Annotated in this window: 20 protein-coding genes and 5 pseudogenes; 15 read left to right on the top strand and 10 right to left on the bottom strand. The window is 58.1% G+C overall.

Annotated features, from left to right (window positions below):
- Window positions 1-1,376: 1,376 nt before the first annotated feature.
- Window positions 1,377-2,321 (bottom strand): LysR substrate-binding domain-containing protein, encoded by a 945-nt coding sequence (locus tag AOC05_RS08360; protein ID WP_062006828.1) that lies wholly within the window; start codon window positions 2,319-2,321, stop codon window positions 1,377-1,379.
- Window positions 2,322-2,460: 139 nt separating this feature from the next.
- Between AOC05_RS08360 and AOC05_RS08355 the strand changes: the two genes are divergently transcribed.
- The 6 genes and pseudogenes from AOC05_RS08355 to AOC05_RS20100 form a co-directional block, all read left to right on the top strand.
- Window positions 2,461-3,840: an MFS transporter gene (locus AOC05_RS08355; RefSeq protein WP_062009547.1), complete on the top strand. Its 1,380-nt coding sequence runs from the start codon at window positions 2,461-2,463 to the stop codon at window positions 3,838-3,840.
- 39 nt (window positions 3,841-3,879) lie between these two features.
- On the top strand, window positions 3,880-5,100 hold the full coding sequence (locus AOC05_RS08350) for an FAD-dependent monooxygenase (RefSeq protein ID WP_062006827.1): 1,221 nt from the start codon (window positions 3,880-3,882) through the stop codon (window positions 5,098-5,100).
- Window positions 5,097-5,717: an NADPH-dependent F420 reductase gene (locus AOC05_RS08345; RefSeq protein ID WP_062006826.1), complete on the top strand. Its 621-nt coding sequence runs from the start codon at window positions 5,097-5,099 to the stop codon at window positions 5,715-5,717. Before AOC05_RS08350 ends, AOC05_RS08345 begins: the two co-directional genes overlap by 4 nt.
- A 75-nt stretch (window positions 5,718-5,792) precedes the next feature.
- Window positions 5,793-6,017, top strand: a complete 225-nt coding sequence (locus AOC05_RS08340; protein ID WP_062006825.1) for a hypothetical protein — start codon at window positions 5,793-5,795, stop codon at window positions 6,015-6,017.
- A gap of 131 nt (window positions 6,018-6,148) precedes the next feature.
- Window positions 6,149-6,744 (top strand): annotated as a pseudogene (locus AOC05_RS08335) (recombinase family protein).
- Window positions 6,745-6,983: 239 nt separating this feature from the next.
- Window positions 6,984-7,271, top strand: a pseudogene (locus AOC05_RS20100) (transposase); the annotation flags it as partial.
- Between the two features lie 220 nt (window positions 7,272-7,491).
- Here AOC05_RS20100 and heR read toward each other — a convergent pair.
- Complete coding sequence (gene heR, locus AOC05_RS08325; RefSeq protein ID WP_062006823.1) at window positions 7,492-8,295, bottom strand: heliorhodopsin HeR; 804 nt, start codon at window positions 8,293-8,295, stop codon at window positions 7,492-7,494.
- A 229-nt stretch (window positions 8,296-8,524) separates the two neighbouring features.
- A pseudogene (locus AOC05_RS18845) lies at window positions 8,525-8,851 on the bottom strand (DUF4158 domain-containing protein); the annotation flags it as partial.
- Window positions 8,852-9,002: 151 nt separating this feature from the next.
- Here AOC05_RS18845 and AOC05_RS20095 point away from each other — a divergent pair.
- The 4 genes and pseudogenes from AOC05_RS20095 (at window position 9,003) to AOC05_RS08295 (ending at window position 13,068) form a co-directional block, all read left to right on the top strand.
- A complete protein-coding gene (locus AOC05_RS20095; protein ID WP_231687204.1) occupies window positions 9,003-9,410 on the top strand; it encodes a class IV adenylate cyclase in 408 nt (135 codons plus the stop codon).
- 479 nt (window positions 9,411-9,889) lie between these two features.
- On the top strand, window positions 9,890-10,276 hold the full coding sequence (locus tag AOC05_RS08305; protein WP_062006820.1) for a TipAS antibiotic-recognition domain-containing protein: 387 nt from the start codon (window positions 9,890-9,892) through the stop codon (window positions 10,274-10,276).
- A 531-nt stretch (window positions 10,277-10,807) separates the two neighbouring features.
- Entirely contained in the window at window positions 10,808-11,350 is a 543-nt protein-coding gene (locus tag AOC05_RS08300; protein WP_197277917.1) for a Type 1 glutamine amidotransferase-like domain-containing protein, read from the top strand.
- A gap of 416 nt (window positions 11,351-11,766) precedes the next feature.
- A pseudogene (locus AOC05_RS08295) lies at window positions 11,767-13,068 on the top strand (ISL3 family transposase).
- Window positions 13,069-13,746: 678 nt separating this feature from the next.
- Here AOC05_RS08295 and AOC05_RS18840 read toward each other — a convergent pair.
- Together AOC05_RS18840 and AOC05_RS08285 are read right to left on the bottom strand one after the other, a co-directional pair.
- Entirely contained in the window at window positions 13,747-14,442 is a 696-nt protein-coding gene (locus AOC05_RS18840; RefSeq protein ID WP_197277916.1) for an Abi family protein, read from the bottom strand.
- Between the two features lie 208 nt (window positions 14,443-14,650).
- On the bottom strand, window positions 14,651-14,953 hold the full coding sequence (locus AOC05_RS08285; RefSeq protein WP_062006817.1) for a putative quinol monooxygenase: 303 nt from the start codon (window positions 14,951-14,953) through the stop codon (window positions 14,651-14,653).
- 247 nt (window positions 14,954-15,200) lie between these two features.
- Here AOC05_RS08285 and AOC05_RS08280 point away from each other — a divergent pair, with 247 nt between their 5' ends.
- Window positions 15,201-15,755, top strand: coding sequence for a hypothetical protein (locus tag AOC05_RS08280; protein WP_062006816.1), 555 nt, complete (start codon window positions 15,201-15,203; stop codon window positions 15,753-15,755).
- Window positions 15,756-15,946: 191 nt separating this feature from the next.
- Window positions 15,947-16,492 carry a class I SAM-dependent methyltransferase gene (locus tag AOC05_RS08275; RefSeq protein ID WP_157374940.1) on the top strand — a complete coding sequence of 182 codons (546 nt, stop codon included), beginning with the start codon at window positions 15,947-15,949 and terminating at the stop codon, window positions 16,490-16,492.
- A 117-nt stretch (window positions 16,493-16,609) separates the two neighbouring features.
- Here AOC05_RS08275 and AOC05_RS08270 read toward each other — a convergent pair whose 3' ends face one another.
- The 4 genes from AOC05_RS08270 to AOC05_RS18835 form a co-directional block, all read right to left on the bottom strand.
- Window positions 16,610-17,209, bottom strand: a complete 600-nt coding sequence (locus tag AOC05_RS08270) for a class I SAM-dependent methyltransferase (RefSeq protein ID WP_062006814.1) — start codon at window positions 17,207-17,209, stop codon at window positions 16,610-16,612.
- A 122-nt stretch (window positions 17,210-17,331) separates the two neighbouring features.
- Window positions 17,332-17,970 (bottom strand): DUF6226 family protein, encoded by a 639-nt coding sequence (locus AOC05_RS08265; protein ID WP_157374938.1) that lies wholly within the window; start codon window positions 17,968-17,970, stop codon window positions 17,332-17,334.
- Window positions 17,971-18,042: 72 nt separating this feature from the next.
- Window positions 18,043-18,558, bottom strand: a complete 516-nt coding sequence (locus AOC05_RS08260) for a TY-Chap domain-containing protein (protein WP_062006812.1) — start codon at window positions 18,556-18,558, stop codon at window positions 18,043-18,045.
- A 443-nt stretch (window positions 18,559-19,001) separates the two neighbouring features.
- The gene (locus tag AOC05_RS18835) at window positions 19,002-19,403 is read right to left on the bottom strand and encodes an NUDIX domain-containing protein (RefSeq protein ID WP_082357854.1); all 402 of its coding nucleotides are present in this window, start codon (window positions 19,401-19,403) and stop codon (window positions 19,002-19,004) included.
- Window positions 19,404-19,539: 136 nt separating this feature from the next.
- On the opposite strand from AOC05_RS18835, the gene AOC05_RS08250 reads away from it, so the two are divergent.
- The 3 genes and pseudogenes from AOC05_RS08250 to AOC05_RS08240 all read left to right on the top strand — a co-directional run bounded on the left by AOC05_RS08250 (window position 19,540) and on the right by AOC05_RS08240 (window position 22,265).
- Window positions 19,540-20,058 (top strand): GNAT family N-acetyltransferase, encoded by a 519-nt coding sequence (locus AOC05_RS08250; protein WP_082357853.1) that lies wholly within the window; start codon window positions 19,540-19,542, stop codon window positions 20,056-20,058.
- Between the two features lie 306 nt (window positions 20,059-20,364).
- Window positions 20,365-21,414: pseudogene (locus tag AOC05_RS08245) on the top strand (IS110 family transposase).
- A gap of 284 nt (window positions 21,415-21,698) precedes the next feature.
- The gene (locus AOC05_RS08240; RefSeq protein WP_062006810.1) at window positions 21,699-22,265 is read left to right on the top strand and encodes a GNAT family N-acetyltransferase; all 567 of its coding nucleotides are present in this window, start codon (window positions 21,699-21,701) and stop codon (window positions 22,263-22,265) included.
- A gap of 69 nt (window positions 22,266-22,334) precedes the next feature.
- Here AOC05_RS08240 and AOC05_RS08235 read toward each other — a convergent pair whose 3' ends face one another.
- On the bottom strand, window positions 22,335-22,847 hold the full coding sequence (locus tag AOC05_RS08235; RefSeq protein WP_062006809.1) for a tetratricopeptide repeat protein: 513 nt from the start codon (window positions 22,845-22,847) through the stop codon (window positions 22,335-22,337).
- Between the last annotated feature and the right edge of the window lie 235 nt (window positions 22,848-23,082).

Genomic DNA, 23,082 nt, shown 5'->3' with positions numbered 1-23,082 from the left:
GCAGGGAACCTTGTCCGCCGGAGGGCGACCGAGTTGAAGCGGACCTGCCGCTGCCCAAGCTCGGGACGGTGCGTCACCGCCGCATGGGCGAATTGCGAGAGCTGGATGATTGGCGATGCCGCGCTTGAGGGGTTGTCAGTCTCAGGGGAGGCTATTGGCTACCTGACTGACTACGGTGCCGCGAGTACTCCGATCGGAGGCCCAATAGTTAGGCGACGCCGGCAGAAGTAACGCTGATGTGAAAGAACTCTGGATTCCCGCGGTTCTTTCTGCCCCACCGGTTGAAAAACGTGACGAAAGCCTGCGTTATTTGGACCTGAGTAGGTCAAAACGTGATCAACTTTTCGTTCAAAAACGTGAGTAGAACGTGAATTGGCTCTGCCGACGCACCCGGCCAAAAGGCTAAAACCGCAGTTCAGAGGCCCTTTTTGGTGCCCCGGGCGGGAATTGAACCCACGACCAAGAGAATCTCAGGGCAATCATGCCAACAGCCTCTGTTGACCGTCAAAAACCGCTATTTTCCGGGGGAGTACGAGCCAAGTGGCCTCCTTTGATATGTCATGATTTGCGGTTGATTTTCGTTCAAAAACGTGAGTAAAACGTGACGAGGCCTTGTAACGCAGCGCCGGAGCTGCTGTTGGAGGGCCGTTTGCAGGTTCCTCAACACGGTGGACGGCATGTCACTGGTGCTCGAGTACGTGCCGTTGTGTGCCAACAATCATTATTGTCCAGAGTGTCGATTCGTGCGGTGCAGCAAACCTTCCCATCGTGGCCCTAAATCTGCATGGCGGTGATGTTTTCATGGGAGAAACGACCATGAACATCTGTGATGCTGAGGGGAGCAGTTCCCGTGTGGTCCTCTATTGGCTGTTCTAGGCAGCCCCAAAATGGATCTATTTCGTGCACCAAACTGCGAACAGGTAAAACGTTGGTGCGCAGAATAATTTGCGATCGCTCACTCGGTTGCAGGGTCCATTTTTTGTCGGAAGATCAAGCTGGATTTAGCCCATGACTTATATATTCGGTGTGTTGTGTTCGGGTTGTCGACGGCTAAACAAACTTGAAGTGGGATATCACGTTTTCCATAAACAACGAGGCCTTGGGTATGCAATCGAAGTAGCCAAAGCCTGCTGAGAATAGGGTACCCATGCCGGCCACCATTCGCTTATTGCGGTTATCTACCCCGGCAACAAAGCATCCCCGAACGTCGCAAGGCAGATCGGGCTGACGTCGATCACTACATCAACTGATAGCAAAGAAGATCTATTCTCCGTCTACGAGGGGTCATTCTCTCAGCCGATTCCGGCGTCATAAGCACTAATCCTGTCCCGGAGATTGTTCGCTGGCATCCGCTGGTGACTCCCGACGACGGACGATCAGACTTGGACCTCTTCGGCGCCTCCCGACAAACGTTCGCGGCCATAGCCGCCGAGTTTTTCCACCGCGAAGTTAAGAAGTGCCGCGGCGCGCGGCGTGAGGTTCATGTCCTCAGGCCAGATTCCGACCACGTGTGAGTCCGTGACGGGCGGGTCGAGGGGCCGCCTGACTACAGGCCGGCCCTCGGTGCTTGTCGGAAGCCGATTGGGTCGTGACATAAGTAGGCCATAGCCCACGCCGCGGCCCACGAGCGCCTCGACGAGGTTCGTCTGGCTGACACGGGCTTTGATCCTGGGTTCAAGACCGAGCGCGGTGAATGCATCGGTGACGTTAACGGTGCCGGGGGTCGCCTCATATTGGATGTAGGGCTCGCTGGCGAGATCCCTGAGGTTGACGGCGCTGGCCGACGCGAGCGGATGGCTCGGATGCAGATGGACCTCGAGTTGAGTAGCGTAGATTTTGCGGCGCCGGTACCCAAGAGGTAGAGACACGTTGTACACGAGGGCCACGTCAAGGTTCCCTGCCTGAAGCGCGGAGAGCAGTTCTTCGTTTGTGCCCACCATGATCTCCATCTGCACCCCAGGATGCCTCCTCGGGAAGCCTTCGAGGAGTTCTGGGACCACATTTGTGGCGAAACTCGAGTAACAGCCGAGCTTTACGGGACCTCGCAGTTCCTCTTCTTGGCGGGCACCCAGTACGAGCTCCTGCGTGTCGGAAATGATCTTGCGGGCCTGCTTCGCGAACTGCTGGCCGGCTGGAGTCAGGGTGAGTCCCCGCGCCTTACGGCGCACGCACAGTTGCTCCCCCACAGCTTTCTCAAGACTTGTGACAGCGTGGGACAGCGCTGACTCCGAGATGTGCAGATGGGCTGCAGCTGCGCTGAGGGTGGAGAAGTTCGGCAGTGCCGCGAACAGTTCAAGCTGTCTCAGGCTCACATCCGCCATGACCACCACTTTCTTCGATTGAGTCGAACTATATTCCCACATTACTGTGATTTACAAGCAGTGACGAGTATCAGAACATTATTTGAGACAGCATCCCGTTCCCTCTCGCTGGAGGGTGACAATGACGTTAAGGACGAGAATGACCGCTTCTGCTATCACCAGAAACCCCACTTCCCAGCGGCGAATAGCATTCGCCACGATCATCGGCACCACCATCGAGTGGTACGACTTCTTCATCTATGCGACGAGCGCAGGGCTCGTGTTCGCACACCTCTTCTTCAAGCCGGCCGGCGAGGAGATCGGCGTGCTGCTGTCCTTCGCCACGGTCGGAATCTCCTTCCTCTTCCGCCCGCTTGGAGCATTCCTCGCCGGGCACTATGGTGATCGCATCGGTCGGCGCGCGATGCTCGTCATCACGCTCGTGCTCATGGGGGTTGCGACGATGCTCATCGGCTTGCTGCCCACTTATGCCCAGATCGGTATCGCCGCGCCGGTCCTCCTGCTACTCCTTCGCATCCTCCAGGGCCTTTCCGCCGGTGGCGAGTGGGGCGGAGCAGTACTCATGGCCGTCGAGCACGCTCCCGCCAATCGCCGCGGCCGCGCTGGTTCCTGGCCGCAGCTCGGAGTCCCCCTTGGTTTCCTCCTCGCATCAGGCATAACGGCTCTCATGACCGGCGTAATTTCTCCGGGCGACGCCTACCTCGAGTGGGGTTGGCGTGTGCCGTTCCTCCTGAGCTTCGTGCTCATTATTGTGGGCTTTGTGATCCGCCGAACGGTCGAGGAGAGCCCGGTGTTCACTGAGCTCGCCAGGCGAGGCAAACAAAAGAATGTCCCGGTCGTGACACTGTTCAGGCGCCACTGGTACCTGGTAATCCTCGCCGCGCTCGTGTTCGCGGGCAACGGCACACTGGGCTACATGACCACTGGCGGGTTCCTCAACAGGTACGCGATCACAGTGCAGAACCTCGCCACCACGTCGGTGCTCGTGGCGGCATCAGTGGGAGCGGTGGTGTGGTTCTTCTCGACCCTGGCAGCCGGCTACATGGCCGATGTGATCGGGCGGAGAAACACCTTCTTGATCGGCTTCGCGTTGCAGGCGGCCATCGTCTTCCCAATCTTCTGGCTCGTCGGCAACGGCGGACTTCCAGGCCTCTACTTCGCGCTCGTCCTCATTTCGACCAGCCTTGGCCTGACCTACGGCCCCTTGGCCGCGTGGTACGCCGAGATCTTCCCGGCGTCGATCCGCTTCTCGGGAGTTTCGATCACCTATGCAATCGGAGCGATCCTCGGCGGGGCTTTCGCGCCCATGATCGCGCAGATGCTGCTCGAGACCACGGGCTCGACAACGGCAATCTCCACATACCTCCTCACCGCTTCCCTCCTCGGGGGCGTTGCGACTTTGTGTCTACGGGATCGCTCCGGAATTGCGCTGGAAGCCGACAACGAGGCCGAGCAGGCGAGCGGAGCCACGATGTTCACCTCGCGTGCAGTCGCCCAGGAGTTCTCCGGAAAGCGATAGAAAAAACATATGTTGCGCAGTTCAGATAGGGAGAAATAAATGGTTAGTCACACCACCAGAATCGCGGTCATCGGCGGCGGGATGGGCGGACTCACGGCCGCAATCGCTCTGACGCGGATCGCAGGCGTCCAGGTCACCGTGTTCGAACAGGCCAGTAAGCTCGGTGAAGTGGGCGCAGGCGTCACAGTAGCACCCAATGCCCAGCGAGTGCTCGACAAGCTTGGCGTGCTTGAGCAGGTCAAACGTGTGGGAGCGATCCCGGATGGACACGGTGTCTACCAGGACGCCATGGGCAACCTTGTCACCGACGCGGCCTGGGAAGACTCGGGGCGGCAATATCAAAACATCGGAATGTATCGGCCAGACCTCATCAATGTTCTGGCTCAGGAAGTCGACCCCGAATCAATTCGCCTTGACCATCGAATCGCGTCGGTTCAGACGCTAGAATCCGGCGTTCGTCTAGCATTTGAGAACGGAGCATACGAAGACTTCGATGCCGTGGTCGGCGCGGACGGTATCCACTCTGTGGTGCGTAAATCTGTGATGCAGTATCCGGATCCCGTCTACTCCGGATACATCGTCTACCGCGGAGTCGTTGATGCGTCCCTCCTTCCCGACGACTGGCGCATGATCAGCCAGGTATGGATGGGCAATCAGAGGCACTTCATGTGCTATCCGCTGCAGAACCGCAAGCTCTTCAACTTCGTCGCTGGCGTCCCCAGCGACCGGCCTCTGAATGGGCCCTGGTCTGGACCAGCGGGGGTGAGTGAACTCGCGGCAGAGTTCGCGGGGGAGAACTGGGACCCGAAGCTCCAACGGTTCATCTCGGCCATCGAGAAAACCTTCTGGTGGGGCCTGTTCGACCACGAGCCCCTCACCAATTGGTCGCACGGGTCGATCACGCTCCTCGGCGATGCAGCGCACACGATGCTGCCGCACCAGGGGCAGGGAGTGAACCAGGCGATCGAAGACAGCATGGCCCTTGCCATTTTCCTGAAAGCGGCAGACAGCCCAGCGGATATCCCCGAAGCCTTCAGGCGCTACACCTCGGTTCGCATGCAGCGCACCGCAATCCTGCAGCACGGTTCCCGGCGAGCCGGAGCCATGTTCGACGCGCAATATGAATTCGCGGACCTCAAGAAGCGCGACGCCGACCTACGTGTTGGTCGGGATTTCCGCCGAAGCGCGGTATTCGACTACGACGCGCAGAAAGTCGCCGAGAAGGCGCTCACACGATTCAGGAAGGTCCAGTTCGCATGACATCAATCAGTATTATCGGAAGCGGCAAGATGAGCTCGGCGATTGCGGAAGTTGCAACACGGGCCGGGGCGAGTATCCAGATCATCAGACGAAGTACTTCGAGCTCGTCCGGGGATCGTCCGAATGTCACGTACGGAGCTTTGGGAGATGAGCTGACCGGAGACCTCGTAGTGCTCGCGGTACCGTACAACGCCTATCCGAGCATTCTCGAGTTCTACCGGGAGAGGCTCAGGGACAAGGTCGTCGTTGACATCAGCAACCCCATCGATTTCACCACCTACGATGAGTTGAAGTCACCGGCTGACTCCTCCACAGCCGCCGAGCTCGCCAAGCAGCTCCCCGAAGGCGCGGAAGTAGTGAAAGCCTTTAACGTCAATCTTGGCGACACCCTTACCGCAGGCACGAACGGCACTACGACCACGACCGTCCTGTTCGCTGGAGACTACGCAGAGGCGAAAATCGCAGTTGCGGACCTTATCGAGGCATCGGGAATGCGTGCGGTTGACGTTGGGCCACTGTCGCGGGCGAGGGAACTCGAGGCCATGGGTTTCCTCCAGATCGTGTTGTCAGCCCTCGGGAAGACACGCAATGAGTCAGGATTCACTCTGCTGCAGTGAGCAGGGCAGTGAAAGTGGATAGCTGCCGGTGACCACCGGGGCCCCCTGCGGGCGGGTCGGCGCCCGTCGAACACGATGGGCGCCGCCTTGCCCGCAGCCGGCCGGTACAGGGTCCACGCTGGTTTACTCTTGGAGGGCTTTGCCCACGAGCAGGCATTTGCAGTCTTGGCCCGCGGAATCGTAGTCCGCGGCTTCGTAGAGCTGGCGTGCCTGGTTGCTTCCATGAACGTCGAATTCCCCAACGCAGGCACCGCTGAGGCTGACCGTCGGCTCGAACGCATCCAGGGGTCTTGGAAGTAACGGGCCAAGTACTCCTGAGCGCGTCGCCAGGGACAATCCCACGTCCAGCTGGGGTATTCCCCAAACGGACGTCAGGTACGACGCCATTTCACCTGTCAGGTTGCGGTTATCTCTTCAATTTGTTGACATACATTGCCGAGAGTCTCAGATTCCATCCTGACAGTTTCAATCGTGGAGATACTGAGAGCGGCCAGCATCCGGGCTACATCCGGGCCAGCAGTCTAGACCAAAACACGCAGCGGGAACTAGAAAACACCCTAGCCGCCAAGATGTTATCGGGAAAGGACACGAAGCGGACTCAGCTGGAGGAACTTCAGAGGGTTGCCCTCAATGGGGACACCCTGGTCGTACACAGCATGGACCGGTTGTCTCGCAACCTCGACGACTTGCGCGCCGTGGTGCAAAAGCTCTCCTTGAAGCGTGTGCGGATCGAAGTCTTGAAGGAAAACCTCGTCTTCACCGGCGAAAACTCTCCCCTGGCAAACCTCATGCTCTCCGTGATGGGAGCGTTCGCGGAATTCGAGCGCGAAGGTATCGCCCTAGCCAAAAAAGAGGCGTCAACCGGGGGTACAAAAAAGCACTCTCCACCGAGTAGGCGGCAGAACTGACCGTGCGAGCCCCTACTGGGGAATCGACAGCGGCTCTGGCCCGCGAGTGCGGCATCAGCCGCGAAACCGGCTACCAATACATCCGCAATACCGGCGAGCAAAAGAAACTTGGCGGCTGACGACACATTCAGGAATGCCGGGCCTGTCAACGCCAACCGAAAATAGGGCCAATTTGTCATGCCCCGCAGAAGGTTCGGTTTGCGGCGCGGTCATACGCGGAACCTCAAGCGTCCGTCCATGGAGAATCTGGCCTTCGATAGCCGACCCGGCTTACGGGACACATGAGACTCACCGATGCACTGCGGTAATTAATATCCCCGAGTTCTTTACTGCCTTCAGCCTCCCTTGACACACCTCAGGATTCCCGCGGTGCCATTGGCGACAGATCTGGTCGACCGACCCGTTGGAACGGGTGAACAAGGAGATCAAGCGCCGCACCGTCGTCGTCGGGGTGTTCCCGAACGCGGCAGCCTTGCTGCGCCTGGCCGGGTCGGTCCTGATCGAGCAGCACGACGAGTGGGAAGCGGCCGAACGCCGCTACTTCTCAGAAGCTTCAATGCTCGAACTGGACACCATGAACGACCCTCTCGAGGCCATCGAGGCCATCGATGAGGCGGTGATCCTCCCCGAACTCGGCGCCGCCTAAACTAGAACAACTGACCCGCACGATGTTGCGAAACTCCACCACTCAGCGGGACGTGACCCCCGCGACCCGACTGAGACTGTTCGTGACGCTGCGAACTGCCGTTTCAAGTGAATGCTGGTATTCGATTCTCCGGTCGGTGTTCCAAGACAGTTGCCCTGAAATCGACCAAACCTCGACAAGGACGAGGCGGCACAGGGTGTCGGCGATTCAGGCCGACGAGTCAGCCAGTGAGTGCGGGAACGATGGCTCCTGAGAACACCTGCCACGCGAGGGCCGACTTGGCTACCAGGCTCAGGGTGATATAGGTGCGCTCGCCCTGCAGGTAACTCTTCCATTTGCCGACCTGCTTGTACTGCAGCCACTGATTGACGGCGAAGGTGTTGAAGAAGATGAACAATGAAATCACAATGCCCACGACGAAGCTGGGCGCGGCAACGTCGCTTTCGCTTCCGGGACGCAGGAAATAGATCAGAACAATGATCCAGGGCACGCTCCCGACCATCGAGCCGAAGATGAAGGGCAGCATCCCCCCGGAGCCAGGTTTTTCGTATTTCTCCTGCAGGGCGCCGAGGAGGATCATCGCGGCATTCACTGTGAAGACTGCGAACAAGGCTGCGATATCGGTGACCCCGTTGATGGCCAGGATCAGCCAGATCATGATCGATGAGCTGAGCGCGTACTCGGTCCAGCGGAAATAGTTGTGGTTCTGCTTGAGTCCGTTCTTGTAGCGGCCGAAGAACCACGGGCTCGAGACGAGGAAGTGGAAGACGGCACTGAGTGCGAGGAAAACGACGACCCCGACACCGATGTTGATCTCGAACACCGTCACGCGTTCCGGCGGTATGGGGGCACCGGGTGGGCCGGCCAGGTAATCCGCCGTGACGGGGAACAGAACCTGGGTGCTCAGCATGGTGAGAATGATCGTGAAGGCGATGGCCTGCAACAGGTGCAGGCTACCCGCGACGAAGTTGTAGATGCGAAGCCGATCGATCTGCTGCTCGCCAGAGTATTTCTTCTTCGCCATGACCGTACTCCTCTGTCTGATGTGGGTTCAACGCTAACATCGACTCACAGGTGATGACACCCTTCTGCATGCGTGGGATTGCGGAGGAGTCGAAGCGGCGCGCACGGCTTGACCCGGCTGACAGTCAGTACTCCGAAGTCGTGATCAGAAAATCGATCAGCAGCGGCGCGAGCGCATCGGCAGATGCCTCGTGGGTCTGGTCCGGCAGGGTCCGGTATGTTCCGTGAGGCACGGCACGTGCGGTGACTTTGGCTGTCTCCACGCGCTCGGTGTATCGCTTGACCACTGAGGGATCCGCGATCCCGAGTTGCGCCGCAACGTAATCGCCCACAGCCTATGGCACATCGAGCGGGTCGGCAAGAAGCGCCCGCAAGAACCGGGCGGTCCCGACCTGAACGGCAAACCCAATCCGGCTGTGATCACCCCTGTGCCTGCGGATCAACTCCTGATCGGCATCGTCAAGGTAGAAGAACTGCTCCAGATCGTTCTGCGAAGGTTCTCCCACGAACCGGCAGAACGCGGCGGTCTGCGCATCACTCAAAAATTCAACTGGCACAAGCTACAGACTACCGACAGCCACGTAACCGAGCGCTAAACGCGCAATCCTGTTCCATTACTACTCACCCCCCAGCCCTCGCTTAGAAGCCCTTCCACTTACGGCAGTCCCGAATGGGCACTCGGCAATAGCGACGTGGTTAAGTGGAGTCATGCCGGCGAATATCGAAATCAAAGCCCGCGTGGCCTGCCTCGAGACCCTGATTCCAGTGGTCGCGTCTTTGGCAGATACAGGGCCAGAGCATGTCGCCCAGGACGATACCTTTTTCGAGTGCCCCAATGGCCGGCTCAAGCTCCGGGTCCTTGACGATGAACACGGTGTACTGATCTTCTACCGCAGGACAGATCAGCTCGGCCCGAAAACCTCCTTCTACATCCATTCGGAAACCGCCGACCCAGAGGGATTGCGCTCAGTCTTGGCTCATGCCTACGGCGAGGCCGGAAGGGTTCGGAAGCACCGCATGGTGTTCCAAATCGGTCAGGCCAGGGTGCACCTCGACCGCGTTGAAGAACTCGGCGAGTTCTTGGACCTGGAAGTGGCCGTGAGAGATAAAAAATAGGGCCCGAGGCAGCAACTTCGGAAGCACATCGCCTCGTTGCCGCATTCGGAATTGAGGGAAGCGCGCTCGTGATAGGTGCGTACCTCGACCTGCTCAAAGTAGCACCACCCAGCCCTCATAAGAGGTGCCTGAGAGAATCCCCCGACCTAGGCACATTAGTCCCAGTAGGGGTTCCGTTACCGCGCAAGCCTGACCTAGCGGCCCCGTCATCAGTCCATGGCCTGTAACCATGTCCCTTGGTTGTGAGCAGAGGTTCGATTGAACTGAGAGGTAGCGATGGGATTGCAGGATATGGTTAGTGGATGATTATCAGTACAAACCATGGTGGCCTTGTCTAAACCCGCCTGAGCCGACGAAAGTCGATCACAGATTCCTGTGGTTAGACATCGCTGGACACGTTCAGGCGGAGCGCTAATTTAGCTGCCCTTTTTACATGGACTTCGTGGCTCATCACCGCACACCACTGATAAGGAACAACCATGACCATCGATTCACTCAGCTCCTCGTATCTCAACGAATGCCGACAGGCCCTCAACGAGGAACAGACACAAAGCCTTGCCGCCAACAACCACTGGGAAAACGTGGACCGACCACTAGTCCACGCCGACTGGGATGCACTATATAAGCGGATGAGCCCTCTCGTTGCCAGCGCAGACCCCGGCAGCAAACAGATACAAACCCTCATCGCCGTGCATTATGAGATTGCTTGCAGATTCTACGTCCCAACAGCTCGCGCCTACGTGGGCATGGCGCTCCACTATCAGGAGGACGCCGACATGGCAGCCTTCCACAACGCCTACCACTCAGACATGGTGCCGTTCCTCGCCGACGCGATGAGTATCTACGCGCAGACCTCCTTGCGTTAGCCCACTAGGTGCAGGAACGGTCAGCGACAAAACCGCTGACCGTTCCTGCACCCGTACCCTTGCCTGGAGAATCGTTCGTTCGGTGGCTGGATGCGCGGACTGCAGAATGATCTAAACAAAAGCCGAGCCTGCAGGCCCGCAATCCCGCGGAATTCGCTTCCGCACCGCTAAATATTCTCCGAATTCACAAGCGACCGCACTAATACCAAAATAGGATCAGCAGGCGACTTTGCTGCGGGAGAAGATGACCAGAAATCCGACCCATGTCTAGTCCTTGCTGGGGAGCAGATGGGGTCGTTCGACATGGACCTGAGTTAAACGGCTATTCTCCCAATCCTCAGCAACGAATAGCGTCCCGCAAACCGTGCCCATCAGGCAGATGCGAACGTACACAGTTCATTGGAAAATGACTCTCTGCGTATAAGTATGGACAATGGCACCATGCGCCACTATCTATCTTCATACGAGCTTAGTGACCGTCCCGAAGCTTTCACGAGCCTGGTTCGGGGTAAAAGGAACGGATGGATCATCATGAACGCGTTTGATGGTGCTGCCCCTGAGACGCGGCGAATAGAAACTGAACGCCAGTGCACGAATCTGGCGAGCATTGGACTCACTGCACATGAGCTCGACCTGCGGTTGTATGATGCCGAGAGCCTTTCCGTGAAGTTTGAACAACCGGACCTTGTCTGGGTCCGGGGTGGCAACGTCTTCACGCTCCGGGCTGCGATGGCCCGGTCAGGAGTCGACGCGATCATTGTGGACCGCCTCAGGGCCGATGCCTTGGTCTACGCCGGTTTCAGTGCTGGGGGTTGCGTCCTCGCCCCGAGCCTGTTGGGTCTCGAAGAGTGCGATTCAACGAACGATGCTTTGCTGCAATATGGAGCAGTCAAGTACGAGGGCCTCAATATTCTCGACCGCCCCTTTGCGCCGCATCTCGGAACCTCGGATCACCCGGAACGCGAGATCCTGACTCAGGTGGGTGCCGCTTACGCTCACGATGGCAAACAGTACTGGGCGCTTCGAGACGGACAGGCGTTGGTGGTTGATGGCAGCAGCGTTGAGCTGCTTTGAGAGAACATCGGATTGACTGTTCGGTCAAGGTTCCCCTTACGGGACGGGCAGGGAATCACGCCGACTGGAAGATGACCGAGTAGGAACGGACCCGCTCCGCCCATACTTGGGATGGCGTGTCACCGGTACATGGCCCAATTGCGAGGGTAGTTTGATTGGAGTTGCCGCGCAAGGGAAGCTGACAGTCTCGGGGAAGCCATTGGCTAACTTACTGACTTCAGCATCGTGAGTAGGACGCTCGGAGGGCCAATTATTCTCGGTCATAGTCGTAGATCGTTCGTGCCTGGGAAAACCTCGGATTTCCGGCTCTTGTGACTCTTCCGTGGGTGTTTTCCGCGCGCCTTAACGCCCACACGCCGCTTCCTGCCTAGGATTTTTGACTGTCTAAGGAACAAAAATCAGGGTAGGAAAACGGCGTGCAGAAAACAAGCATATGGTCTGCCATGCTCGGAGTGGAAAAAACTTCGATCATCGGCGTGGATTTCGATGAGTACGAGCATGTTTTACTGGCCCGGGTTAGGCCCCATAAATCCATGCGCAACCGGTGCGGGATCTGTTCCAGAAGATCCCCGCGGTACGACAGTGGTGAAGGGCCCAGGCGCTGGCGGACCCTGGATCTGGGAACCACCGAAACCTATCTTGTCGCCGAGGCCCCGCGCGTGAAATGCCCGGTGCATGCGGTCACCGTCGCCGCGGTTCCCTGGGCCCGCCACCAAGCCGGGCACACCAGGATCTTTGACCAACACGTCGCCTGACTGGCCACCCAATGCTCCAAGAGCGCCGTCACCGCGTTGATGCGCATCGCCTGGCGCACCGTGGGAGCAATCATCAACCGATTCTGGAACGACACCGCCGCCACGTTTGACCCGTTCGCGAACCTGACACGGATCGGCATTGACGAGATCTCCTACAAGCGCGGACACAAGTATTTGACCGTCGTCGTGGACCATGACTCCGGCCGGCTGGTGTGGGCTTCCCCGGGCCGAGACAAGGCCACACTACGAAAATTCTTTGACGCCCTCGGGGAAGAACGCTCCGCCCAGATCACGCATGTATCCGCCGATGCCGCCACCTGGATCGACACTGTCGTGGCCGAACGATGCTCCCAGGCCGTCCGGGTCGCGGACCCCTTCCATGTGGTCATGTGGGCCACCGACGCACTGGATGAGGAACGCCGTACGGCCTGGAACCGGGCACGGAAACTAGCCAAGGAAAACGAGCCGTCCCGAGGCCGGGGCCGCCCGCCCAAGGACGCCCCCGCCCGGCCCGACAGCGAGAACGCAATGAAGCTTAAGAACTCCCGCTACGCGCTCTGGAAAAACCCCGAGGACCTGACCGAGAAGCAGCAGGTGAAGCTGGACTGGATCGTGCTGACAGACCCAAGGCTGGGCCGGGCCTACTACCTCAAAGAAGGCCTGCGCACCGTCTTCAAACTGCCACTGAAAGAAGCCGCCGAAGCACTGGATAGATGGGTGTCGTGGGCCAGACGCTGCAGGATTCCCTCGTTCGTGAAGCTGCAGAAAAGCATCGTCAAACACCGTCAATCCATCCTGGCATCGATCGAGCACGGACTCTCCAACGGGCGCATCGAATCCATGAACACCAAAATCCGACTCATCACCCGGGTAGCCTTCGGATTCAAATCCCCGCAAGCCCTGATCAGTCTGGCCATGCTCAGCCTCGGCGGCCACAAACCGGTACTTCCCGGACGGAAATGACCCACGGAAGAGTCACAAGAGCCGGATTTCCGCCACTTTTATGGACGCCGATTGAAAAACGTGACCTCAAGTGGATTCGAAATAGGCCCCGAAAATGTCAAAAACATGATCAACTTTTTGTTCAATAACGTGAATAGACTGTGGTCTGGCACCGCGGAGCACCCGGCCAAAAGGCTAAAACCGCAGGTCAGAGGCCCTTTTGTGCCCCGGGCCGGACTCGAACCGGCGGCCAAGAGAATCTCACCTTCTGGATGCTGGGGTGTGTTGCTGGCTCTTAAAAACATTGATTTTTAGGGACTTTTGGGCGATTGCAAAGATGATGGCATGCCGTAGATTGCGGTTGCTTTTGGTTGAAAAGGGGGAGTAAAAGGGGGGTGCCGCTGGATGAGCCGACGGCGCTGTCCCTATTCGGGTGCAACTTCTAGGCAGTGTGGACCAAGTATGTGGTGGCCGATCGCCTTGAGGTTGCTGTCCATGGTGGCCATTTTACGCCTGTTTCATGAGAGATGGTCAGCGACGCTGACGTCGAGGAACTGGTGGTGTAAGTCGGAATTGGCTTTCGTTTGTTGTATGTCGATGTCGAATTGGACGACGGTTCACAGTAGGGATCCCTGGGGTCGGTACACGATAGGGTATCGGTCCATGGGACAGTGCGTGGCGTTCGTGGGTACGAAGCTCCTAAGGTCGATTCTGAAGAATGGAGGCGACATCGCTGTTAGTTTGGAGATGCGTCAGTGCTTCGGTCGATAGTAGGCGGACAAGGTATACGATTCGGCGGCGTTCACTCTCGGAGCCGTTGAGAATGTTTTCATGGTGGGCTACACGGTTTCGAAATCCACGCAGTGAGGCCAGTGAGTCGTTGACTCGGTTCCGGTCTGTTCCATGTGGGAATGCCTTGTGGAGGTAGGGGACCCAGATCGTTTTTTCGTGCGAGTCTGCGAGGAGATAGGTCCAGAAGCCGAACATGATTTCAGCGACTGTTTTTCCTGGCAGCGGCGGCGCACCTGGTTTGGTGGCTGCACTTGTTCGGGCACGTTCTACGTTGTTCCTGGGGATCTTGTTCACGTCATGGAGTCGGCCGGTCTGCCTGTTTCGTCGCATCACGGACGGGAACAAGGTAAGTAGCGTGGCTGGATCGGTCCAGTGTGCGTCACCGGGGAGTACAGCAGCGGCAAGTTGCCGGTCGCACGCGTTTCGCAGACCGACTTCGAGGTGGCTGAGATCATGAAGGAAAGCGGCACTGAGCTTGGCATTCCACTCGTATAAATCAAGAGCGCGTTTGCGAGAGCCTCCGGCTGCTTCGAGGTAGGTGGAAAACCGTCCGGCACTCAACCAGTTCTCGATCCACGCGTCGTTGCCAGTTGTCGTCGCCATGGGTCACCTTTCGGGGTAGTATTGATTCGCAAGCCCTTGATGACCGCTGTTTCATGTTACTTGGGCCAAGAATTGGAAACTCCGGTATTTCGCCTCGGCGGACCCGGAGTTTTCCTTTTCCTGTCGTTCTTCCGTGTGGGAAGCCATCCACGGGACCTCTAACGATTACCGGCAGCGGATCGTTTAGTGCGCTGTTGGAGCCCCCGGTTTAGTCGCGAAGTGGTGATCCGACAACTTTGAAGTGAAATCCACCAAAGGCGCCGGACAGCAATGGCCGTGCTGCCGCTATGGCTGCCTGGACTTCCGGCAAGGCGAGGGAGGATTGATGCGCTTCGGCGCTCTCCCAGAGTTCTATCACAAACACCGTCTCGAGGTCATCGTCGCTGATGCCCACCTCATACGCTAGGCAGCCGATCTGTTTGAGGGTGTCACTGCGCTTGGTCAGATAGGCAACCAGTTCATCACGCTTCCCGGGGACAGCGCCCAGTGTTCCCACGTTTGCAAATGTCATGGCACAACCCTACTCCGAGCGGAGAATTCAGCCCCGCCCGCAAGCGGAACGCTTTGCGGGACGACCCGCCTGCCAGTGCCTCTTGGCCTGAGGCGATACAAAAAATGTAAGTTATCACCCGTTCCATCCGGCTCTCTGGCGCCGATTCACACGCCAATACGCTCTGTGCTGGCCGGTGTCTTGTACATTCAATACGAGTGATAAAAGCAGGTGTGTCTCATTCCAAATTGTTTGAAAGGCAGAGTCCGTGCTCGAATCGGCAGCTTTCGTGATCAAAGCGTGGGGTCATGTCGTGGACTTCGTCGTGGAGCCCTTTCCTTCGGTAGACCCTTTAGCTGCCCTCCAGGCGGCCGTGCGCGGGGAGATGCAGGAGACTCTGTTGGCGGTTCCGTTGATCTCCACCGGAATCTATTCAGGACCCATTGACCTCACTGTTGAGGTCCTTCGAGCTAGACCGGAGTCCATCTCTCCAGACTGGGAAGACATCCACGAGGTGTCCCTGAGGCTCCCGGAGGGCCGAGCGTACTTCAACACGCCCACTGACTGGGATATGAAGGACGTCGGCACGATCATGGCTGGTGAGAAGGGCAGCTACCGAGTCAGGCTCCACGCTACGGGCCGCGACGCAGCCTTTGACTTGGTCGTGGAATCTTCAGTGGAACGGCACTTGGTTCAGTTCTGGAAGGAATCGCCATCACCGGTAACTGTACTGTCCTCCGAATCTGAGCAAGGAAAGAGTCTGCCGCGTTACATCAAAATGTGGCAGGAACCTACTACTGCCACCGCTCACGCTGGTCCATGATTGGCAACACTGATTCCCCTCCAGAGCAGCAGAAGCCGTTTGCCCCAAAAAACCCAGACAAGTAGTGGGATCAGGAAGTATGGCTGCCCCGCCGTTTGAGGAACCTTTGAAGATCACGACGACTTTAGGTAGCACCCGACGCCATGCGCCGGTTTCTTAAGTCCCATCGTGTGTAATGGGAGACTGGGGTCATGAGCCCGGGTCGAGGCTACGATAAGTATGCAGCGAAAATGCGCCACCACGCACACGCCGGAACATACATGGAAGTGGACGTGCGTTTCATTGACATGATGTTCAGGCGTCGGGCCAAGGTCCTCGATATTGGACGTGGCATTGGAAATGCTGTCAACGGACTACGGGCCCGTGGCCACGCGGCCTACGGAGTCGATCCCACACTTGAGGTGCTTGAAGTTGCCGGGGACCTCTATGAACCGTCGTGGTTTCGCCAAATGGCCGCCACCGAGGCCACACCAGAGCGACTGGCAATGAAGGGTCTTCCCCAGGGCTACGACGTCGTGCTCATGTCTGGAAACGATCCGGCCTTTCTTTTCGCGAATGACCTGCACACAACCATTAACCAGGTGGGAAAACTCCTAGAGGCCGGGGGTGTTTTTATCGTCGGAACCACCACAGCCATCCAAGGCGGCCCCGTAGACCAGGACAAAGCAGTGGCTGGATCAGCAATGACCCTGACCCATCGATTCTCGGACTGGCACCTCAGCCCTTTCCACGCCTAGTCGCCGTGGTCCGTGAGTGTATTCTCAGCAAACCGGTTGCGAGAATCTACTGAGGTTCCGGACGGAATGTTTATTCTGTACGGGTAACGGGGGGAAGGTGCCCCGTAGAAGGAACGGCTACCGGGCGATCGCGGAAACTGCTGCGTGCGGTCGACTGCCCGGATCCTGGCGGGTCTCAATCTCCAGCACATCGAACCCTGCGTCATGCAGCAAGCGGCTCATCTCGTCTACCGACCAGTGATAAGCCGTGGTGACCACATGGTTGAGTGGCTCAGCGGATGCGCCGTCGAAAAAACCGATCAGCAGGTGACCGTTTGATTTGAGGGCGCGCGCGAGCTCGGCGAGAATTTGAGGTAACTCTGCAGGCGCCAGATGAATCAGCGAATACCACGCCAGGACTCCGCCTAGGCTGCTGTCCGCTACATCGAGAGCGCGCAGTGAAGCCACACGAAAAGGGACCTCAGGGAAGCGGTTTCGGGCACTCTCTATGAATTCAGGAACGAGGTCGATCCCTGAAATTTCGATTCCTCGTTTGTGAAGATGGTCCGTCCAATGGCCAGGACCACAACCGGCATCGAGTGCGCTGCCGGTAATTTGTTCGCTCCACCGCTCGATGCGGGTCTTGTCCAGTGGACGCATGTCATCGATTGACCCAAGGATGGAGGTGTACTCCGCCGCTCGGGCGGAATACGACTGGGAAACTTGCATATCGGTCATGCAACGAGTGTATGGGGTCATAGTGGCGAATCAACGCGCACCAAACTGCAACGGCATACCGAAAGGGGAACCTCTTGCGGGACGTCTTTCGGCGCTCTGCCGTCGCCATCATTGTTGACCTGCTAAAGCTCTTGCCAGGGGAGCCACTGGCCATCAGCGGGTAGTACAGTTCGTGCCAACTTCACCCGTTCGGCGGGCAGTTCCTCGGTGCCGCGGCGCCCGGAGCTCATGCCGACGCCCGGCTCTTCAAGTCGGTATTCGACACAGCGGGCCGGCCATGCATCTAAGCGCTCGGAATATCCCCCCGATACGACAGTTCGAACGGTCCATTCGAGCTCTTGGACCAGATTCGCGACATTGTCATCACAGGCATCGCAGCCGCATACGGGGAAGTGAAAGTCGTGGAGTGAGCCGGCATGAAGGTACACGCCCGGGAACGGCGTCAGGACGAAAGTCAGCGGGGCCGATGCTGGGTTTCGTGGTGTTATCCTCACGGCCTGGACAACTTCATTTGGCAGGAGTAGAAGGTCAGCAGCCGCCCCCGGGTCTGGCTCGACAACCACGTCGAAGGTTTCGTGCAACCATTCGATCAATGCGTTGGCGACGGTGTGCAGAGGTGCGAAGCGCGTCGGATTGCTGACCCGGGAGTAACTATCTTCAGGCGGAGACGCCCCTTCCCAGCGACTGCCGTATTCGATCGAAAGGCCCTCTTGATCATGGTAAACCTCCATGGAGGCTGTGGGTCGCCGGTACTCGCTCATGATTCCCACACTAGCCGCCGGAGTCATCGCCGCCGAGCAATCCCGCAGACCGTAGTGGGAACCTTCTACGGACTAGAAACGGCCTACGGTAAGACTGATCAATTGTGGGTCGGTGCATCCGAGGCCGGATCGCATGGCGGTCAGCACAGAATCGGCAGCTTGCTCGGGTTTGTCTTGCCGCATAGACCAGTTGGGATTTCCATTTTCTGGCGCAGACCAACCGCTGTGGCGAAGGCAGCCGTCATTAATTGGCCAAACGTCGGCTGGCACGAACTGCTCGGAGACGACCTCGCATTGAAAGTTGCCCTCGTTGATGGCGAACTGACCGTAGACAGAGTATTCACTAAGCCCGATGTCGTAGATAACCAGTAAGTACTCGAGACTAGTCATTTCCTCGAGGCTGCCAGCTATTTCCCGAGCTATTTCCGCCCAGTCCCGTCCAGGTTCCTGCGCAGCCAGTGCTGTCTCTACGAACGGACCCTCGGGTGCCAACCACGTGGGCATAGGCATGCCGAGTAGATTGAGCAGTCGAATCAAAGTGTCCTCTACAACAACGTCTATGGGGTCTTCAACGCCCTCTGGTGCCATGAGGGCAAGCAACTCTGTTGCAGCGATATCGGTACCGAGGACGGCTGACGCCCATTGGGAAAAGCCGGACTATTCTGCCTGCAGATCGACAGGGGCACTCGCTGCCGGGTCCTCAAAAGTAGTCGCGGGGTTGGAATCCTAAATAGAATCGACCGGATGAGCCGGGAACGGGCCTGTAGTCCAAGGTGGCAAAGTCACTATCGTGAACAGAAATTCGCAGTCGCCAGTCCGTTCCTTCTTCGGTCTTCCACGATCCTGACGCAAAAACCGATGTTTCGAAGTTGCCCAATTATCCCCCTAGTAGCGATGGCTACGGTCACGCTACCAAGTAGGGGCCGCAAATTCTATCGTTCACGCATGAACCATGCGATTAACAGAATTCATGTCCGCAGCCGTCGGTGGTATTGACAATGTGCCCCAGGGGAACCTGTTCCGGTCAGAAATCAGGGCAGCACCTGATTGAAGAGTGCTGGGTAGCCGTCATCGGCTAGGTCTAAGGACATTGCCTCGTCCAACCTGAACCATCCGATGGCGTCGTGTTCATCGGGTGCAGCATTGATGATCGCACCTTCCCATGCTTCAACCTTCCATATTTCTTGGAATATCTCAGCGTCCCGGCGGGTCAGCAGCGGGTGCCCAGTCGGCGGAGTGATTTCTACGCCCAACTCTTCTCGAAGCTCCCGCACAAGCGCTTGACGACTATTTTCGCCCCGTTCAAGGTGACCTCCCGGGAAGTCCCAAACATTCGGATATCGTGCCTTCGACGACGACCGGTGTACAAGAAGCACCCGCCCCGCGCAGATAAGCATTCCGCACGAAACCTGATGCACCAAGGATTCATCCATGGGTCGATTTTACGGGCGAGTCCACCGGTGGGCGAGCGAGAGGGACGGCATCTGGAAGGCGAAGGCTTTCGGGCCCTCGAACGGGACGCTCCTGAGCGGTGTCAGAAAGAGCAAAGTAGCAGGCTAGGATCTTTTGATGGCTACCCTCTTGACCCCCAATGTATTTTTTCAATCCTCCTGGCTAGAAGCTGCCGTTGAATTTGGTGGAGCCCACAGGGATGGTGGCGGAGGGGAGGATTGGTCATTGGAAGACCTCCGGGATCCGCTGGACTTTGGCCGGTTTGTTGACGAACTTGTTGCTGCTGCGCTACCGGAAAGCCCACGGAAGCCTGGTTATGTGAAGTGCACCTATCTGTGGATCGTTGAGGGGGATGTGGTCCTTGGTTCTCTTGCCATCCGCCACGAACTCAATGATTTCGGGCTGAATGAAGGCGGGCACATTGGATATAGTGTGCGGCCATCCGCGCGCCGACGCGGTCACGCCTCCAAGGCGTTGAATGACGCGTTGCCTGTTGCCCGCGAGCTGGGGATTTCCCGGGTTCTCGTCACCTGCGATGAGGACAATGCCGGTTCCCGGGCCACTATCGAAAAGAATAGTGGACTCTATGAAGACAGCCGTAACGGTAAGCGCCGCTACTGGATCAACACGCACTAAATTCATGCTGTCTTGGCCCGGTGTCATTTTCTCTAATGGATATTGGCTGGCCCGGGGCTGGCTGGCAGACTGGTGCTACTCCGGCCAGGTGTGACTCGCTCATTTTCTGACCTGCCACGGCAGTGTCCTACTTCTGACTTGTCCGCCTGGTCGGGGCTGCACCTTTCTGGCCCACTTCGATGGCTTCATAGAAGGTTGTCCTCCCCTTTCAAAAGGTTGGGGCCGTGACTCGTTAGAGAACTGCCTCGGCGTGACTCTTCCCGGATCGGCGTTATGAACAATACCCTCTCGAAGGGAGAGCCAGAGATGACCATCGTGGCCAACCAATTCACCCATGTCGTAGGCGTGGACACCCATGCCAAAACCCACACCTACGCCATTCTTTCCTCGGCGACCGGACAAGTCCAAGACACCGCAACGTTTCCGACCAGCCCGCCAGGTATCGCCCGTACCGCCGACTGGATGAACAGACGTGCCGGGGAAGGGCAGCTCCTGGTTTCCGTGGAGGGTGCGAGCTCCTACGGTGCCGGCCTGACACGGGCGCTCCGTGGGGCCGGGATGAGCGTCTGTGATGTGCGGCCCCCACGCAGGACCTCCCGGAGGGGGCGGGGAAAGTCCGATGCCATTGATGCAGTGGCAGCAGCGCAGTCCGTCCTTGGCATCGAGGTCGCTTCCCTGCTCGAGCCCCGCGCCGACGGTGAGAGGAACGCCCTGCGGATCCTGCTGGATGCCCGACGGCTCATGGATGCCAACGCACAGCTGACCGGCTAGCACTGACAGCGATTATCCGCACTACCGCGCTGGGTGTTGATGGCCGCCAGGCACTAACAGATGCCCAAATCCGTGCCATCGCTGCATGGCGGACACGGTCCCGGGACGATAAGGGCCGACAAGGTCGCGCGGGAGGAAGCACGCCGGTTGGCCAGAGCAGTCCTTGCCTTTACCACCGAGCTGGAAACCAACAGGACCCACATATCTGACATCGTCCAGGACATGGCGCCGGGCTTGATGGACCTGCCGGGGCTGGGCCCGGTCAGTTCAGCCGTCGTGCTCGTCGCCTACTCCCACCACGGAAGGATTCATTCCGAGGCAGCCTTCGCGGCCATCGCCGGAGTCAACCCCATCCCAGCCTCTTCGGGCAACACCATCCGGCACCGCCTCAATCGCCAAGGCGATCGGCAACTGAACAAGGCACTGCACACGATCGCCCGGACGCGCATGCAGTTCGACGCCGCAACGAAGGAATACGTTCAAAGGCGCACCGCTGAAGGTAAGACCCTCAGAGAGATCCGTCGGTGCCTCAAGCGATCTATTGCCCGAGAACTATTCAGGAAATTACAAACGCTTATGGCTTGACTCGAAGCATAGAAGGGTCAGAAGCCGGCTGCACAAGTGTCAGAGCCGCGCCCGTAGCGGGAACCCTCTGTGAGGCAGTGGGGTCAGGTTTGAAGTCCGTTGCGAGTCGTCTGTGACAGTCGTCCTGCCTAGTCTTTTGTTTCCGCCTTGTGTGATGGATTTGGATTTTGAGAAGTCCCTGTTGCCCGGCACGGTGGGGTCCGCCTCTCTAGACCTCCGAGTTCCAGGAGGATGATGTGCGCTGGCTTTTTTGCAGAATTGGCGGAGTTCTATAGCCTTAGCCCATGTTGCAAGTTCCCTATCCATTGGTCTCAGAACGGCTGGTTCTTCGCCGGTTTGAAACGAGAGACATTGATGATTACTTCGCGTATCAGCAGCTTCCTGAAACGGCTAGGTACTTGTTCGGTGAACCTCGCAGTTATCAGGAGTGCCTTGGGCGGGTGCAAATATACATCGATTCGACCTTCCAGCAGGAGGGCGATTGGGCGAGCTTCGCTGTTGAACGTCGCGATATGGCCGGTCTCATTGGCAAGATTTCCCTTAAATGGGGGGCTGGCGGTAAGCCAGAGACGGCTGAATCTGGCCCTCAGCGGGTTGGTGAACTGGGCTGGTCCCTCGCGCCAAAAGCGCAGGGCGCCGGGTTCGCCACCGAGGCAGCCCGGATGGTTCTCAATATGGCATTCGCTGAGCTAGGGTTCCGTCGATTGGAGGCACGGCTAGATCTCCGGAACAGTGCCTCTGCAGCCATTTGTGAACGACTCGGTATGCAGCTCGAAGGTGTACATCGAGACTGCAGTTACCAAAAGGGCGAGTGGATATCGGATGCGGTCTACGCTGCCTTACGCGACTGACCACGAGCTCCGAGGTCACCTAGAGTTTTGAATAGAACGGACCGTCCCAGTCGGGAACCCTCTGCGGGATTAGGCAGAGACGTCTGATCCGTTTCTTTCCAGTGAACGGATATGTGCTGCGTTCCCGCTGATCGCTGGTTTGTACCTGTCGATGTCTGGTGTGCGAACGAAGTCCACCAGCAGGTCTAGCAATTCTGCAACGGCCGCGTCCGGTTGGCCTGCGGCGTGGAGGGTAATTGCTTCAAAAGCACCCAGAGCCGGTGATTCTGGAAATGTGTTGCGAGCGGTTGCGAAGACGTCGAGTGACTTCTTGTATTCGCCCACGTTCCTCAACGTTGAACCGTACTGGACATAGCAACGGCGGAGCAGGTCGCCTTCCAGCCCAGAAGCGAGAGCACGTTCATAGAATCCCCGCGCTACTTCTTCCTGGCCGCTGGTGTCGTACGCTCCTCCCACCTCGTATAGCACGCGTGCATTATCGGGATTGGATGCGTAGAGAAGGAGCATTGCATCTATGGTCGGCTGCATGTTGTTCCGGTCTCTGGCGGTAAAGATCCGGTCAAGTTCATCGTCTAAAGTCATGACGCTCAGTCTTCCATAGGCTGTATCCAGTAAACCGGTCGCCACCTGGGGCATCGAAACCAAGTCAGCACCGTCGTGGTGGCTATTGCAGTCGCGTTCCACAGGGGAACCGCTTGCGAACGCTCCGTTTCGACTGGCGGTTTGCACAACTGCTGAGTTTGCTGAGTCCAGAGTTGTCCTACGTCGAACCGGTGCATCCTGGTGGTAGGCAGAGAGTGTGGGCTGCAGCATTGAT

Source organism: Arthrobacter alpinus (assembly GCF_001294625.1).
GTDB classification, from domain to species: domain Bacteria; phylum Actinomycetota; class Actinomycetes; order Actinomycetales; family Micrococcaceae; genus Specibacter; species Specibacter alpinus_A.
The sequence above is the reverse complement of the archived record's forward strand: the minus strand, read 5'-3'. Positions and strand labels throughout refer to the sequence as shown.